The organism is Pseudomonas sp. KD5, from assembly GCF_012932895.1.
Lineage (GTDB): Bacteria > Pseudomonadota > Gammaproteobacteria > Pseudomonadales > Pseudomonadaceae > Aquipseudomonas.
This window is the reverse complement of the sequence record NZ_JDWJ01000005.1, coordinates 41808-54895: the sequence shown is the minus strand read 5'-3', so window position 1 is coordinate 54895 and position 13088 is coordinate 41808. Positions and strand designations below refer to the sequence as shown.

The window sequence follows — 13088 nt, the reverse complement described above, 5'->3', positions numbered from 1 at the left end:
AAGCCTACAGGAGTGTTCACCGTGAACCGCCTGCTATTGAACTGCGACATCGGCGAGAGTTTCGGCAACTGGACCATGGGTCTGGACGCCGAGGTCATGCCCTTCATCGACTGCGCCAACATCGCCTGCGGCTTCCATGCCGGCGACCCGAGCATCATGCGCAAGACCGTCAGCCTGGCCCTGAGCAACGGCGTGCAGATCGGCGCGCATCCGGCCTATCAGGATCTGGTCGGTTTCGGTCGCCGCTCCATGGCGTATACCGCCCAGGAACTGCAGGACCTGTTGCATTACCAGATCGGTGCCCTCGACGGCATTTGCCGGGCTCAGGGCGGGCGGGTGAGTTACGTCAAACCCCACGGCGCGATGTACAACGACATGATGGCCAACCCGGCGCAATTGCGTGCGGTGATCCAGGCCGTGGCGGCCTATGACCGGACACTGCCGCTGATGCTGATGGCCACTCGCGACAACAGCGCCGCCCAGCAGTTGGGCGACGAATACGGCGTGACCCTGTGGTTTGAAGCCTTCGCCGATCGCGCTTACGACAGCGCCGGAATGCTGGTCTCGCGGCAACTGCCGGGGGCCGTGCATCACGATCCCGAGAAAATCATCGAACAGGCGCTGATCATTGCCCGCGGTGACAACCTCACGGCCAGCGATGGCAGCGCCTTGCGCTTGCAGGCCAATACCTTGTGCGTACACGGTGACAACGCCAGTTCGGTGGCCGCCGTGCGGCGCATTCGCGAGGCCTTGAATCAGCAGAGCGCATCATGAAACCACGGGTGGAAGTGGTGGCGCTCGATTGCCTAATGGTGCGCCTGTTCGATGAAATTGCCGAGGCCAACATGCCGTGGATGCTGGCTGCCAGTGAGCGTTTGCGAGAAGCATTCGCCAGCCATTTGATCGATCTGGTGCCGTCCTACACAACGTTGATGGTGCATTACGATCTGATGGCATTGAACCCGGCCCAGGCCCGGGAGTTGATCGCTCAAGCCCTGATCGATCTGACGCCCAACGCTCGGGCCAAGGGTAAATGCCATGTGCTGCCGGTCTGGTATGACCCGAGTGTCGGTCCGGAACTTGGCTTGTTATCTCAACGCAGCGGACTAACGGTGCAAGAGGTGATCCGCCGCCATAGCGAACACGAGTATCAAGTGTTCGCGTTGGGCTTCGCGCCGGGGTTCGCGTTCATGGGGTTGGTGGAAGAAGTGTTGGCCGCACCGCGTCTGAGTACCCCGCGCAAAAAAGTCGCCGCCGGCAGTGTCGGCATCGCCGAACGCCAGACGGCGGCTTATCCGGTAGTGTCCCCCGGCGGCTGGAACCTGATCGGTCGCACACCGGCCAAATTGTTCGACCGTGAACGCGACGGCTACAGCTTGATGCAACCGGGCGACACGGTGCGCTTCGAGGCGGTCAGTCATGCCGAGTTCATCAACCTGGGCGGTGACGACACGCCGTTGGAGACCTTGGCATGAGCCGACTGACGATTGAAGCAAGTACACCGCTTTGCCTGTTGCAGGACGCCGGGCGATTTGGTGTGCGGCATCTGGGCGTGACCCAGGGCGGCGGGCTGGATTGGCGGTCGATGTCGTGGGCCAACTGGTTGCTGGGCAATGGGCTGGATGCATCGGTGATCGAAATCACCCTCGGCGGGTTCAGTGTGGTGGCCGAGGACGATTGCTTGCTGGCATTGGCGGGTGCCGATCTTGGGGCGCAGATTGATGGCCAGCCCCTGGCGCCGTGGCGCAGTTTCAAACTGGGCAAAGGTCAGCGATTGCAATTCACGCAACCGCTGCTTGGCGCTCGGGCGTACCTCGCGGCACCAGGCGGGTTTGATGCGCCGAAGGTGCTGGGCAGCACTGCAACGGTGGTGCGTGAGGAACTCGGCGGCCTCGACGGCATGGGCCGAGCGTTGGCCAAGGGATCGTCGTTGAAGTACTCCACCGAAGCGCCGCTGCTGGTACGGGAGCTGCCTCGCGAGCACGTTCCGGATTTCAACCTCGATGCGCCGCTGGACCTGGTGCTTGGTGCGCAAATTGGTGAATTCAGCGGGCAGAGTTTGTTTGACGCGTTCAACAGCGCCTGGACCCTCGACAGTCGCGCCGATCGCATGGGCATTCGTCTGTTGGGAACGGCATTGCAGTATCAGGGCAAGCCGATGATTTCCGAAGGCATCCCGCTGGGGGCGGTCCAGGTGCCGCCGGATGGGCAGCCGATTGTGCTGCTCAATGACCGGCAGACCATTGGCGGTTATCCGCGGTTGGGGGCGTTGACGCCGTTGGCGTTGGCGCGGCTGGCGCAGTGTTTGCCGGGGGCGAAGGTGCGGTTGAAACCGGTGGTGCAGGATGTCGCGCATCGCGAACAAGTCGAGTATTTGCGCCGGTTTTAACTGTGGCGAGGGGGCTTGCCCCCGTTCGGCTGCGCAGCAGTCGTAAAACCATTGCATGCGGTGTGTCTGATACATCGCGATTGCAGATTTTGGGGTCGCTTCGCAACCCAACGGGGGCAAGCCCCCTCGCCACAGATGCAATGCTTTATTTGGACAAAAACCGCATCCCTTCCTCCAACCCCCGCAACGTCAGCGGATACATTTGATCATCGATCAAATCCCGCACGATGTTGGTCGACGAGGTGTAGCCCCAGGTGTCTTTCGGGTATGGGTTGATCCAGATGAGCTTCTTGTACTTTTCCTTGAAGCGCTGCATCCACACGTAACCGGCTTCTTCGTTCCAGTGCTCGACGCTGCCGCCGGCCTGGGTGATTTCATAGGGCGCCATGGCGGCATCGCCGATGAAGATCACTTTGTAGTCGGCGCCGTACTTGTGCAGCAAGTCCTGAGTGGCGGTGCGCTCGGAGGTGCGGCGCATGTTGTTCTTCCACACCGATTCATAAATGAAGTTGTGGAAGTAGAAGTACTCCAGATGCTTGAACTCGGTCTTGCAGGCGGAGAACAACTCTTCGCAGATCTTCACGTGGGCGTCCATCGAGCCGCCGATGTCGAACAGCAGCAACAGCTTGACGGTGTTGCGCCGCTCCGGACGCATCTGGATGTTCAGCAACCCGGCATCGCGCGCGGTGTGGTCGATGGTGCCGTCGATGTCCAGTTCTTCCGCCGCGCCCTGACGGGCGAATTTACGCAAGCGACGCAGGGCGACCTTGATGTTGCGCGTGCCCAGTTCCACCGAATCGTCGAGGTTCTTGTACTCGCGCTGATCCCAGACTTTCACCGCTTTGCCCTGGCGCTTACCGGCATCGCCGACCCGAATGCCTTCCGGGTTGAAACCGCCGGAACCGAACGGGCTGGTGCCGCCGGTGCCGATCCATTTGTTGCCGCCGGCATGGCGTTCTTTCTGTTCTTCCAGGCGTTTCTTGAACTCTTCGATCAGCTTGTCCAGGCCACCGAGGGACTGGATTGCGGCCCGCTCTTCGTCGGTCAGGGAGCGTTCGAATTCCTTGCGCAGCCAGTCTTCCGGGATCAACGCCTGAAGGTGATCGTCGAGCTTTTCCAGACCGTTGAAGTAGGCACCGAACGCCCGGTCGAACTTGTCGAAATGCCGTTCGTCCTTCACCAGAATCGCCCGCGACAAGTAATAAAACTCGTCCATGTCGGCGAAGGTCACGCGCTGTTTCAGCGCGTTGATCAGGTCCAGCAGCTCGCGCACCGAGACCGGCACCTTGGCTGCGCGCATTTCGTTGAACAGGTTGAGCAGCATGGCGTTAGCCCTTATCGAGTACCGCGACGACTCATGAACGCCAGACGCTCAAGCAATTGCACGTCCTGTTCGTTCTTCACCAAGGCGCCTGCCAGCGGCGGAATAGCCTTGGTCGGATCGCGTTCGCGCAGCACCGCTTCGCCGATGTTGTCGGCCATCAGCAGTTTCAGCCAGTCCACCAGTTCGGAGGTCGAGGGCTTCTTCTTCAGGCCCGGCACCTTGCGCACGTCGAAGAACACGTCCAGCGCTTCGCTGACCAGGTCTTTCTTGATGTCCGGGTAGTGCACGTCGACGATCTTCTGCAGCGTCACGCGATCCGGGAAGGCGATGTAATGGAAGAAGCAGCGGCGCAGGAAGGCGTCCGGCAGCTCTTTCTCGTTGTTGGAGGTAATGATGATGATCGGGCGCTTCTTGGCCTTGATGGTCTCGTCGATCTCGTAAACGTAGAACTCCATCCTGTCGAGTTCTTGCAGCAAGTCGTTGGGGAACTCGATGTCGGCCTTGTCGATTTCGTCGATCAGCAGAATCACCCGCTCTTCGGACTCGAACGCCTCCCAGAGCTTGCCCTTTTTCAGGTAGTTGCGGACGTCGTGAACCTTGTCCACGCCCAGTTGCGAATCCCGCAGGCGGCTGACCGCGTCGTACTCGTACAGGCCTTGATGCGCCTTGGTGGTGGACTTGATGTGCCAGGTGATCAACTTGGCGCCGAAGGACTCGGCCAGTTGCTCGGCGAGCATGGTCTTGCCGGTGCCTGGCTCGCCCTTGACCAGCAGTGGCCGCTCCAGGGTGATGGCGGCGTTGACAGCCAGCTTCAGGTCATCGGTGGCGACGTAGGCCTGGGTGCCTTCGAACTTCATCTGCTAATCCTCGAACGGTAACGCCGACCTGAGCGGAACAGGGCGGGGCGCAATAGTTGTAGTGTCCGACTATAACGCGCAGCCCGGTCGACTGTGAACGCAGACGGGTTATTCAGTCTCTGAATGGGGCGTCACTTCGTGACTCATCCCGCATCCGGTTTGGGTCGTTCGTACTGGGCATTGAACGCCTCAATGAAGCCATTACGCAAAATCTGCAAAAACGCTTCAAATGCGCTGATATCTCGCTGGTGCACGCTGCCCCTGAGCTCGACGCGCGTGGCGAACTGGTTTTTCGCCTGGTTCTTCAGCACGTTCTCGGTGCCGCCGACGAGCGCTTCCCAGATGGAGCGGAAAATCCCTTTGTCCTTGTTCTCCACATCCTGTTGCCAGTTGAACACTTCGACGTCCCGCAACAGTGGCTTGATGTAGCCGGTGAGTTGACCCTTATTGGCTTTGGCCTCGATGACCACGTCGCCATGGCCGGCATTGAAGTCGAACTTGCCGTAGGCCGACGCGAAGTCGTTCAGGCGTTTGAGTTCAAGGTCCCTGGCGCGCAGGCGGAACTCGAAGTCTTCGAAATTGCTCAGCGGATCGAAGGTTGCCGTTGTTTCCAGCGGTGCATTCCCCGGTAACAGCGCCTTGCCATCGAAACGGGCATCGCGTTTGCCTTTGGTGTCGACTACGTTGGTCAGGTTGTAAATGTTGGCATTGACCTGAGTAGCGCTCAGGTTCACGGGTGGTTTTGAATTGAAGTTGTGAAAGGTGACCCGGCCATCGTTGATCCGCACTTCGTTCAGGGTAATCGGCAGCAATTTTTCCAACTGTGCCCGCCAGTCGGTGCCCTGACCGGTCTGGGAGTTTTTCTTGTTGGCGCCGCCATCGACGAAGTTCACCTCGGGTTTGTCGAACTGCGCCTTGGCCACCACGGCGTGGTCGTACCAGAGCGAGTGCCAGCTGACGGAGAGGTCGATCAATGGCGCGTTGACGAATGGCACCGGGACCTTGCCTTCGACCTTGACGATTTTCAACCCGTTGATTTTGTAGGCGCCACGCCACAGGGCCAAATCCACGTCGGTAACCTGCCCGCGATAGTCGCCCATGTTGGCCAATCGCTCGTTCAGGTAGTCACGCACGATGTAGGGCAGGGCGATATGCACGGCAACCAGCAGCATGAGGAGGCCGGCGAGGGTCAGCAGGGGCCAACTGTATCGACGCTTCATGGCGGCAAATCTCTGGCGATGTAAAGCGGTTGACTGCTGTGGCAGCCGGACGTTCGACTGACTGGACGACCACGAGTAACAGGCATACCTTGGTGGGCTAATTCAACGCTGTATAAGGACCCAGCCATGAGCCGTATCTATGCTGACAACGCCCACTCCATCGGCAATACGCCGCTGGTGCAGATCAACCGTATCGCCCCGCGCGGTGTCACCATTCTGGCCAAGATCGAAGGGCGCAACCCTGGTTATTCGGTCAAGTGCCGAATTGGCGCGAACATGATCTGGGATGCTGAAAGCAGCGGTAAACTCAAGCCCGGCATGACCATCATCGAACCGACCTCGGGCAATACCGGTATCGGCCTGGCATTCGTTGCCGCCGCCCGTGGTTATCGGTTGATGTTGACCATGCCCGCGTCCATGAGCATCGAGCGACGCAAGGTGCTCAAGGCCCTTGGCGCCGAACTGGTGTTGACGGAGCCGGCCAAGGGCATGAAAGGCGCGATCGAGAAGGCCGCCGAAATCCTCGCCAGTGATCCGTCCACCTACTTCATGCCGGGGCAGTTCGAAAACCCGGCCAACCCGGCCATCCACGAAAAAACCACCGGCCCGGAAATCTGGAACGACACCGACGGTGCGGTCGACGTGCTGGTGGCGGGCGTCGGAACGGGTGGAACCATTACCGGAGTTTCGCGGTATATCAAGAATACCCAGGGCAAACCGATTCTCTCGGTGGCGGTGGAGCCGGTGGTGTCGCCGGTAATTACCCAGGCGATCGCCGGGGAAGAGATCAAACCGAGCCCGCACAAGATCCAGGGCATCGGCGCTGGTTTTGTGCCGAAGAACCTGGATTTGTCGATGGTTGATCGGGTGGAATTGGTCAGCGACGACGAATCCAAGGCGATGGCCCTTCGTCTGATGCAGGAAGAGGGCATTTTGAGCGGCATCTCTTGCGGCGCCGCCATGGCGGTAGCCGTACGCCTGGCCGAAACCCCGGAAATGCAGGGCAAGACCATCGTGGTAATTCTGCCCGACTCCGGCGAACGCTACCTGTCGAGCATGCTGTTCAGTGACTTGTTTACCGAACAGGAAAATCAGCAATAAGATTTTATGGCTGTTTTGAAGTCGATCAGGGGGTTGATTCAGGTCAGCCCCCGTTCAGGAACCCTATGTTAAGAAGTGCTTTATTGCACAATCCTTAACACTGAATGTTGAGTAATACGGGTTTTTCCCGAGGCCGGTAGTGTTTATCATGGCCGACTGCCACGTCGGGTAAAAGGCGTTGTGCGGAGTTTCCTATTCTCAAGGAGTCGTAGATGAGCTTTTCCTTTGTCGCGAAGGCGTCGGTGTTGCTGCTGTTTCTCGGCAGCACGCTTTATGTGCATTTGCGTGGCAAGGCGCGTTTGCCGGTCCTGCGTCAGTTCGTCAATCACTCGGCCCTGTTCGCGCCCTATAACGCCTTGATGTACCTGTTCTCCGGTGTGCCGTCCAAGCCCTATCTGGACCGCAGCAAGTTCCCGGAGCTCGACGTGCTTAGGGACAACTGGGAAGTTATCCGCGACGAAGCCATGCACCTGTTCGACGAGGGCTACATTCGCGCCGCCGAAAAGAACAACGACGCCGGTTTCGGTTCGTTCTTCAAGAAGGGCTGGAAGCGTTTCTACCTCAAGTGGTACGACAAACCGCTGCCGTCGGCTGAAGCCTTGTGCCCGAAAACCGTGGCTTTGGTCAGCGGAATCCCGAATGTCAAAGGCGCCATGTTTGCGCTATTGCCCGGTGGCAGTCACCTCAATCCGCATCGTGACCCGTTCGCCGGTTCCCTGCGTTATCACCTGGGGTTATCGACGCCGAACTCCGACGATTGCCGCATCTTCGTCGACGGTCAGGTCTACGCCTGGCGTGATGGCGAAGACGTGATGTTCGATGAAACCTACGTGCACTGGGTCAAGAACGAAACTGAGCAAACCCGCGTCATCCTGTTCTGCGACATCGAACGCCCCTTGAGCAACCGCCTGATGACCCGCATCAACCGCTGGATCAGCGGCTGGCTGGGGCGTGCTACTGCGCCGCAGAACCTTGACGACGAGCGCGTTGGCGGGATCAACCAGGCTTATGCCTGGAGCAAGACTTTCAGCGACAAATTCAGCGGCGCGGTCAAGCAGTGGAAGCGCCGCAACCCCAAGGCCTATCGCGTGCTGCGACCGGTGCTGGCGGTGGTGGTGTTGACGTTGTTGGGGTATTGGTTGTTTGGTTGAGGCCAATCATTGAATGAAAAAACCGCTCTTTGGGAGCGGTTTTTTTTGCCTGTGAGTTTTAGGGGCGCCCGGCGAGCAGGCTAGGCTCTTCGGTTTCGGTACCCGTCGCAATAACCTGCAGAATGTGCCGTTGACTGGCTGTCAGCTCTACAGCAATGGGCTTGTTTTCTGTTGTGGGCGAGCTTTTCTTTGTGGGGGACTTTTTAATTACTTTGCGCATCTTCCCTCCGTCGTTGGTTATTAATTGAACAGTTTTCACGATACTAGGCTCTCCAGTGCTTTGACAAGTCGGCCTTCAGCATCAAAGTAAAAACCGAGTTGTTGGTAAATGGAAATTGCACCCTTCAGCGGCTCCTGAACCTCAATGAACTTGCTGCCGATGATTTGGGCGTACTGTTCGATGACCAATATGGCCAATGGCGCAATACGGTTTTTCAGGGGATGGACTCCACCAGGACATCCCTCCAATCGCACGATACGGATTCGTTGCCGACTGTTGTTTGGGTTTGCAAAGCATAGTCCGCACAGTACTTCATCGAACCAAATGGCGAGGTCCAGAGCCAAGGGTTCCCTCGCTTTCCACCTAACGACCTCACCCCATGAAAAGTGTGGATCGTCCCAGCGCTCAAAAGCATTCAATGCCTGCGCGCTGATTGCTTCAAAGCGTACCCTGGATAGATCGAGGACTGTGGGGCCGGCCTGCTCCAGCTCATGTTGCAGGTGGGCAGTATTAATGCTTGCCAGCTTTCTAGCCCTTGACCGATACAACTGATACCGAAGATGAGTCCGTTCCCTTGGCATTTGATCTCTTGCATTCCATGTCCCCCATAGCGGGCGATTCCTTTTCGCCCAGAGTAAGTAGCGCTTCCCTGGCTGTCGTTACTGGCCATTTGGTCAAGTCATTGCAATCCATGTCACGCGCTGGTTATAGTCGGCGCTCGGTGGTTTCCTGAGCCACCGTTCCACCCATCAAAAAAGATCAGCCCATGCCAGCTTTCCTCATCAACGCGGTAGTCGATTCAGCGGTCAACGCTGGCGTCGTGCCGTGCGGGAATCAGCAGCCTGCGCAGATCAGTCATTACCCTCCACCTGTCAGTAGCACGCCGGTGTGCGCAGTCGTATCACCGCCGGGCGTTGGCTTTTCGGGCTGATCAGCTTTTTCCGCTGCTCTCCTGTGCCCGTCTGAAAAAACTACTGAATTTCAGCTTCGGCTGAGTTGGCTTTTTGCCTGACTACAGGTGGTATTCATGTTTGTCCTTTCGAAAAAGTCCGCGCTTGCGGCGACGTCCACGTGCCTGTTCGTTCTGCTGTGGAGCAGCGGGGCGATTTTCTCCAAATGGGGGCTGGCCCACGCCTCGCCCTTTGCCTTTCTGCTGATTCGCTTCGCCATCGCTCTGTGCGGGTTGGTGCTGCTGGTGCCGCTGCTCAAGCTGAAACTGCCCAAGGGCGGCAAGCCGATGTTGTATGCGATGGCCACGGGCGTGGTGTTGCTGGGGGCTTATCAGATTTTCTATCTGCTGGCCCTCGACCTCAAAGTCACACCGGGCGTGATGGCAACCATCATGGGCGTTCAACCGATTCTCACCGTAGTGATCATGGAGCGGCACCGATCAATAAGCCGGATGTTCGGTCTGGCGTTGGGCTTGGCCGGATTGATCATGGTGGTTTATCAGGGCATTGGGCTGGCCGGGATGTCGATGGCCGGAATGCTCTGCGGTCTGTTGGCGCTGGCGAGCATGACGTTCGGTTCGATCATGCAGAAACGCATCACCGACAATCCCCTCGGCACACTGCCGGTGCAGTACCTGGCCGGGCTGTTGCTGTGCGGGGTGTTTGTGCCGTTCCAGCCGTTTCACGTCGAACGCAGCACAGGGTTCATTGTGCCGGTGTTGTGGATGGGGTTGGTGGTATCGGTGCTGGCGACGCTGCTGCTGTATCGGCTGATTGCCCGGGGCAATTTGGTGAATGTCACCAGTCTGTTTTATCTGGTACCGGCGGTGACTGCGGTGATGGATTACCTGATATTCGGCAACCGGCTGGCGGCGTTGAGCCTGCTGGGCATGGGGCTGATCATTGTCGGTCTGGTGTTTGTATTCCGTAAGACTGCTTGAAACAAACAAGGCCCGGGGCATGAGCTCCGGGCCTTGTAAGTGATCCGACTTGCCTGCGAAGGCGTTTTATCGGGCAACCACCTCAACCGGCTTCACCACGGCCGGCTTCAACACCAGCCACAACGCCGCCGCAATCAACACTCCGCCATAGAGGTGCGCCATCGACAGCGGCTCATCCAGCAACAGCGCCCCCCACAATACCCCGAACGGCGGGATCATGAAGGTCACGGTCATCGACTTCACCGGGCCGATCGAGCTGAGCAAACGGAAGTAAACGATGTAGGCAAACGCGGTGCAGCCCAAACCCAATCCCAGCAACGACAACCAGACACTCCAGCCGCCCCAGCTCGCCGGTGGCTGGCTGATCACGCTGTAGCCGAACAGCGGCAGCAAAAACAAGGTGGCGCCGAGCATGCTGCCCAGGGCCGACAGGCGACTGTCGAGGCCGCCGGCCTGGTCGAGCCAGCGGCGGGCGAGGAAGCCGGCAAAGCCATAGCAGGTGGTGGCCATCAGACAAGCCAGTGCGCCCATCAGCAGTTGCATATCGAACGCCACCGGACCTGCACGGGTGAGGATGCCGACGCCGAACAGTCCGAGAAACACCCCGCAGACCTTCGCTCCGGTGAGTTTTTCACTGAAGAACAACCCGCCGATCAACACGCCCATCAATGGCGTGGTGGCGTTGAAAATGGCCGAGTAACCGGCCGGCAGCACCTGGGCAGCTACGGAATAAAGGGTCGCCGGAACCCCGGAGTTGATTACTCCGAGCAGCATCACCGTCTTGAGTTTGCCTTTGAAATCCCAGCTGATACGCAGCAGCCCGACGATCACCAGCAGCCCGACAGCGGCAATCGATACACGGAAAAAGGCAGTGGGGATTGTGCCAATCACTGGGGCGATAATGCGCATGAACAGGAAGCTCGCACCCCAGATAGCCGCCAACGACAGCAAACGAAAAATATCGACAGGGCTCACGGTGCACTCCTCTTGATGGGGACGAGAGTGTTGCCGAGTGCCTTATCGATGGCAACCGAAAAACGAGCATTGAATTCGCCGGTCGCGACAGCGCGGGTCTGGCTCGAAAATTAGGCTTTTCCTGCACCCGGTTCACTGGATAAGCTCAGCCTTCCGGAATATCCGCAGAGGTTCCACCATGCCGCAGCAATGGCCAGCCGCCGACATCGCCCGAATGATCCTCGATGGCTTTGACGATTACCGCGAGCATTTCCGTCAGATCACCGACGGTGCCCGAGCCCGCTTCGAGCAAGCCCAGTGGCAGGCGACGCAAGTCGCGTCGGCGGCGCGGATCAACCTCTACGAAGAGAAAGTCGGCGAAACGGTCGGGCGCCTGCATCAGTCGTTCGCCGCCGATGTGCTGATGGACGTCAGCAGCTGGCCGTTGGTCAAAAGCGCCTATATCAGCCTGATCGACCTGCGCTTCGACGATGAACTGTCCGAGACCTGGTACAACTCGATTTTCTGCGGGCTGTTCAGCCATGACCTGATCAGCGACGGCTGCATGTTCATCCACACCACGCGGCCAAGCTTGCGCCGTGCACGGGCCGCGCAAACCCGTACTTACAAGCCCCATGGCCAGTTGTCCGGCATGCTCGCGAGTATCTTTACCGACTTCCGCTTCAGCGAGGACTACGCCGATTTACCCGGCGACCTGCGCCGCCTCGAAGCGCAACTGCGCGAGAACCTGCCGGACTGGGTCTGCAAGGATCCGGAACTGAGTGTCGAGCTGTTTTCCTCGGTGCTTTACCGCAACAAGGGCGCCTATCTGGTGGGGCGCATCTTCACCCAGGACGATCAATGGCCACTGGTGATTCCGCTGCTGCACCGCGAAGGCCGGGGCATCCAGATCGATGCGCTGATTACCGACGAGGCGGAGGTGTCGATCATCTTCTCCTTCACCCGTTCGTACTTCATGGTCGATGTGCCGGTGCCGGCGGAATTCATTGGCTTTCTCAAACGCATCCTGCCAGGTAAACACATTGCCGAGTTGTACACCTCGATCGGCTTCTACAAGCATGGCAAGTCCGAGTTCTACCGGGCGCTGATCAATCACCTGGCCAACACCGACGACCAGTTCATCATGGCCCCCGGCGTACGCGGGATGGTCATGAGCGTGTTTACGCTGCCGGGCTTCAACACAGTATTCAAAATCATCAAGGACCGCTTCTCACCGTCGAAAAACGTCGACCGCGCCACGGTGATCGAAAAGTATCGGCTGGTGAAAAGCGTCGACCGGGTCGGGCGCATGGCCGACACCCAGGAGTTCGCCGACTTCCGTTTCCCGTTGAGCAAATTCGAGCCGGCATGCCTGGAAGAACTGCTTGAAGTGGCGCCGTCCACGGTGTCGGTGGAAGGCGATACGGTGTTGATCCGCCACTGCTGGACCGAACGCCGGATGACGCCCTTGAACCTTTATCTGGAACACGCCAACGAAGCGCAGGTGCGCGAGGCGCTGGAAGATTATGGCCTGGCGATCAAGCAACTGGCGGCGGCGAACATTTTCCCCGGCGACATGCTGCTGAAAAACTTTGGCGTCACCCGTCACGGTCGCGTGGTGTTTTATGACTACGACGAAATTTGTTTCCTGACCGAAGCCAACTTCCGCCACATCCCGCAACCGCGCACGCCGGAAGACGAAATGGCCTCCGAACCGTGGTATTCGATCGGGCCACTGGACGTGTTCCCCGAGGAGTTTCCACCGTTCCTGTTTGCCGATTCCGGGCAGCGAAAGTTGTTCGATCAGTTGCACGGCGAGCTTTACAACGCCGATTACTGGAAGGGGCTGCAGGAAGCGATTCGGGCGGGGAAGGTGATTGATGTGTTCCCGTATCGGCGTAAGGGCCTGGATAACGAATAGACCGCCTGAGTGAACACACTGTGGCGAGGGGGCTTGCCCCCGTTGGGTGGCGAAGCCGCC

13 protein-coding genes are annotated in these 13088 nt (G+C 58.8%); 7 read left to right on the top strand and 6 right to left on the bottom strand.

All coding sequences use genetic code 11. The features are described from left to right. Window positions 1-21 precede the first annotated feature (21 nt). The 3 genes from AF70_RS12340 to AF70_RS12330 are packed head-to-tail and all read left to right on the top strand — an operon-like array spanning window position 22 to window position 2389. The gene (locus tag AF70_RS12340; RefSeq protein ID WP_028939351.1) at window positions 22-774 is read left to right on the top strand and encodes a 5-oxoprolinase subunit PxpA; all 753 of its coding nucleotides are present in this window, start codon (window positions 22-24) and stop codon (window positions 772-774) included. Then, on the top strand, window positions 771-1475 hold the full coding sequence (gene pxpB / locus AF70_RS12335) for a 5-oxoprolinase subunit PxpB (protein ID WP_028939352.1): 705 nt from the start codon (window positions 771-773) through the stop codon (window positions 1473-1475). The genes AF70_RS12340 and pxpB overlap by 4 nt, the downstream gene beginning before the upstream one ends. Beyond that, the gene (locus tag AF70_RS12330; RefSeq protein ID WP_019580805.1) at window positions 1472-2389 is read left to right on the top strand and encodes a biotin-dependent carboxyltransferase family protein; all 918 of its coding nucleotides are present in this window, start codon (window positions 1472-1474) and stop codon (window positions 2387-2389) included. The genes pxpB and AF70_RS12330 overlap by 4 nt, the downstream gene beginning before the upstream one ends. Window positions 2390-2534: 145 nt before the next feature. On the opposite strand, the gene AF70_RS12325 is transcribed toward AF70_RS12330, so the two are convergent. The 3 genes from AF70_RS12325 to AF70_RS12315 form a co-directional block, all read right to left on the bottom strand. Beyond that, window positions 2535-3713, bottom strand: a complete 1179-nt coding sequence (locus AF70_RS12325) for a VWA domain-containing protein (RefSeq protein ID WP_007934103.1) — start codon at window positions 3711-3713, stop codon at window positions 2535-2537. An 11-nt stretch (window positions 3714-3724) separates the two neighbouring features. Continuing rightward, window positions 3725-4570, bottom strand: coding sequence for a MoxR family ATPase (locus tag AF70_RS12320; RefSeq protein WP_018926745.1), 846 nt, complete (start codon window positions 4568-4570; stop codon window positions 3725-3727). A 143-nt stretch (window positions 4571-4713) separates the two neighbouring features. Next, window positions 4714-5790 carry a DUF748 domain-containing protein gene (locus AF70_RS12315; RefSeq protein WP_018926744.1) on the bottom strand — a complete coding sequence of 359 codons (1077 nt, stop codon included), beginning with the start codon at window positions 5788-5790 and terminating at the stop codon, window positions 4714-4716. Between the two features lie 126 nt (window positions 5791-5916). On the opposite strand from AF70_RS12315, the gene cysK reads away from it, so the two are divergent. Continuing rightward, window positions 5917-6891 carry a cysteine synthase A gene (cysK, locus tag AF70_RS12310; RefSeq protein WP_007934098.1) on the top strand — a complete coding sequence of 325 codons (975 nt, stop codon included), beginning with the start codon at window positions 5917-5919 and terminating at the stop codon, window positions 6889-6891. 212 nt (window positions 6892-7103) lie between these two features. After that, on the top strand, window positions 7104-8042 hold the full coding sequence (locus AF70_RS12305) for an aspartyl/asparaginyl beta-hydroxylase domain-containing protein (RefSeq protein ID WP_019648017.1): 939 nt from the start codon (window positions 7104-7106) through the stop codon (window positions 8040-8042). Window positions 8043-8100: 58 nt separating this feature from the next. Here the strand turns inward: AF70_RS12305 and AF70_RS12300 are convergent, their stop codons facing one another. Further along, entirely contained in the window at window positions 8101-8262 is a 162-nt protein-coding gene (locus tag AF70_RS12300; protein ID WP_169342482.1) for a hypothetical protein, read from the bottom strand. A gap of 35 nt (window positions 8263-8297) precedes the next feature. Then, complete coding sequence (locus tag AF70_RS12295) at window positions 8298-8843, bottom strand: hypothetical protein (RefSeq protein WP_028939353.1); 546 nt, start codon at window positions 8841-8843, stop codon at window positions 8298-8300. Between the two features lie 446 nt (window positions 8844-9289). Here AF70_RS12295 and AF70_RS12290 point away from each other — a divergent pair, with 446 nt between their 5' ends. Continuing rightward, window positions 9290-10153 carry a DMT family transporter gene (locus tag AF70_RS12290; RefSeq protein WP_028939354.1) on the top strand — a complete coding sequence of 288 codons (864 nt, stop codon included), beginning with the start codon at window positions 9290-9292 and terminating at the stop codon, window positions 10151-10153. Between the two features lie 66 nt (window positions 10154-10219). Here the strand turns inward: AF70_RS12290 and AF70_RS12285 are convergent, their stop codons facing one another. After that, a complete protein-coding gene (locus AF70_RS12285; protein WP_019648018.1) occupies window positions 10220-11128 on the bottom strand; it encodes a DMT family transporter in 909 nt (302 codons plus the stop codon). Between the two features lie 178 nt (window positions 11129-11306). Between AF70_RS12285 and aceK the strand changes: the two genes are divergently transcribed. Beyond that, complete coding sequence (gene aceK, locus AF70_RS12280) at window positions 11307-13028, top strand: bifunctional isocitrate dehydrogenase kinase/phosphatase (RefSeq protein WP_028939355.1); 1722 nt, start codon at window positions 11307-11309, stop codon at window positions 13026-13028. The last annotated feature ends 60 nt before the right edge of the window (window positions 13029-13088 follow it).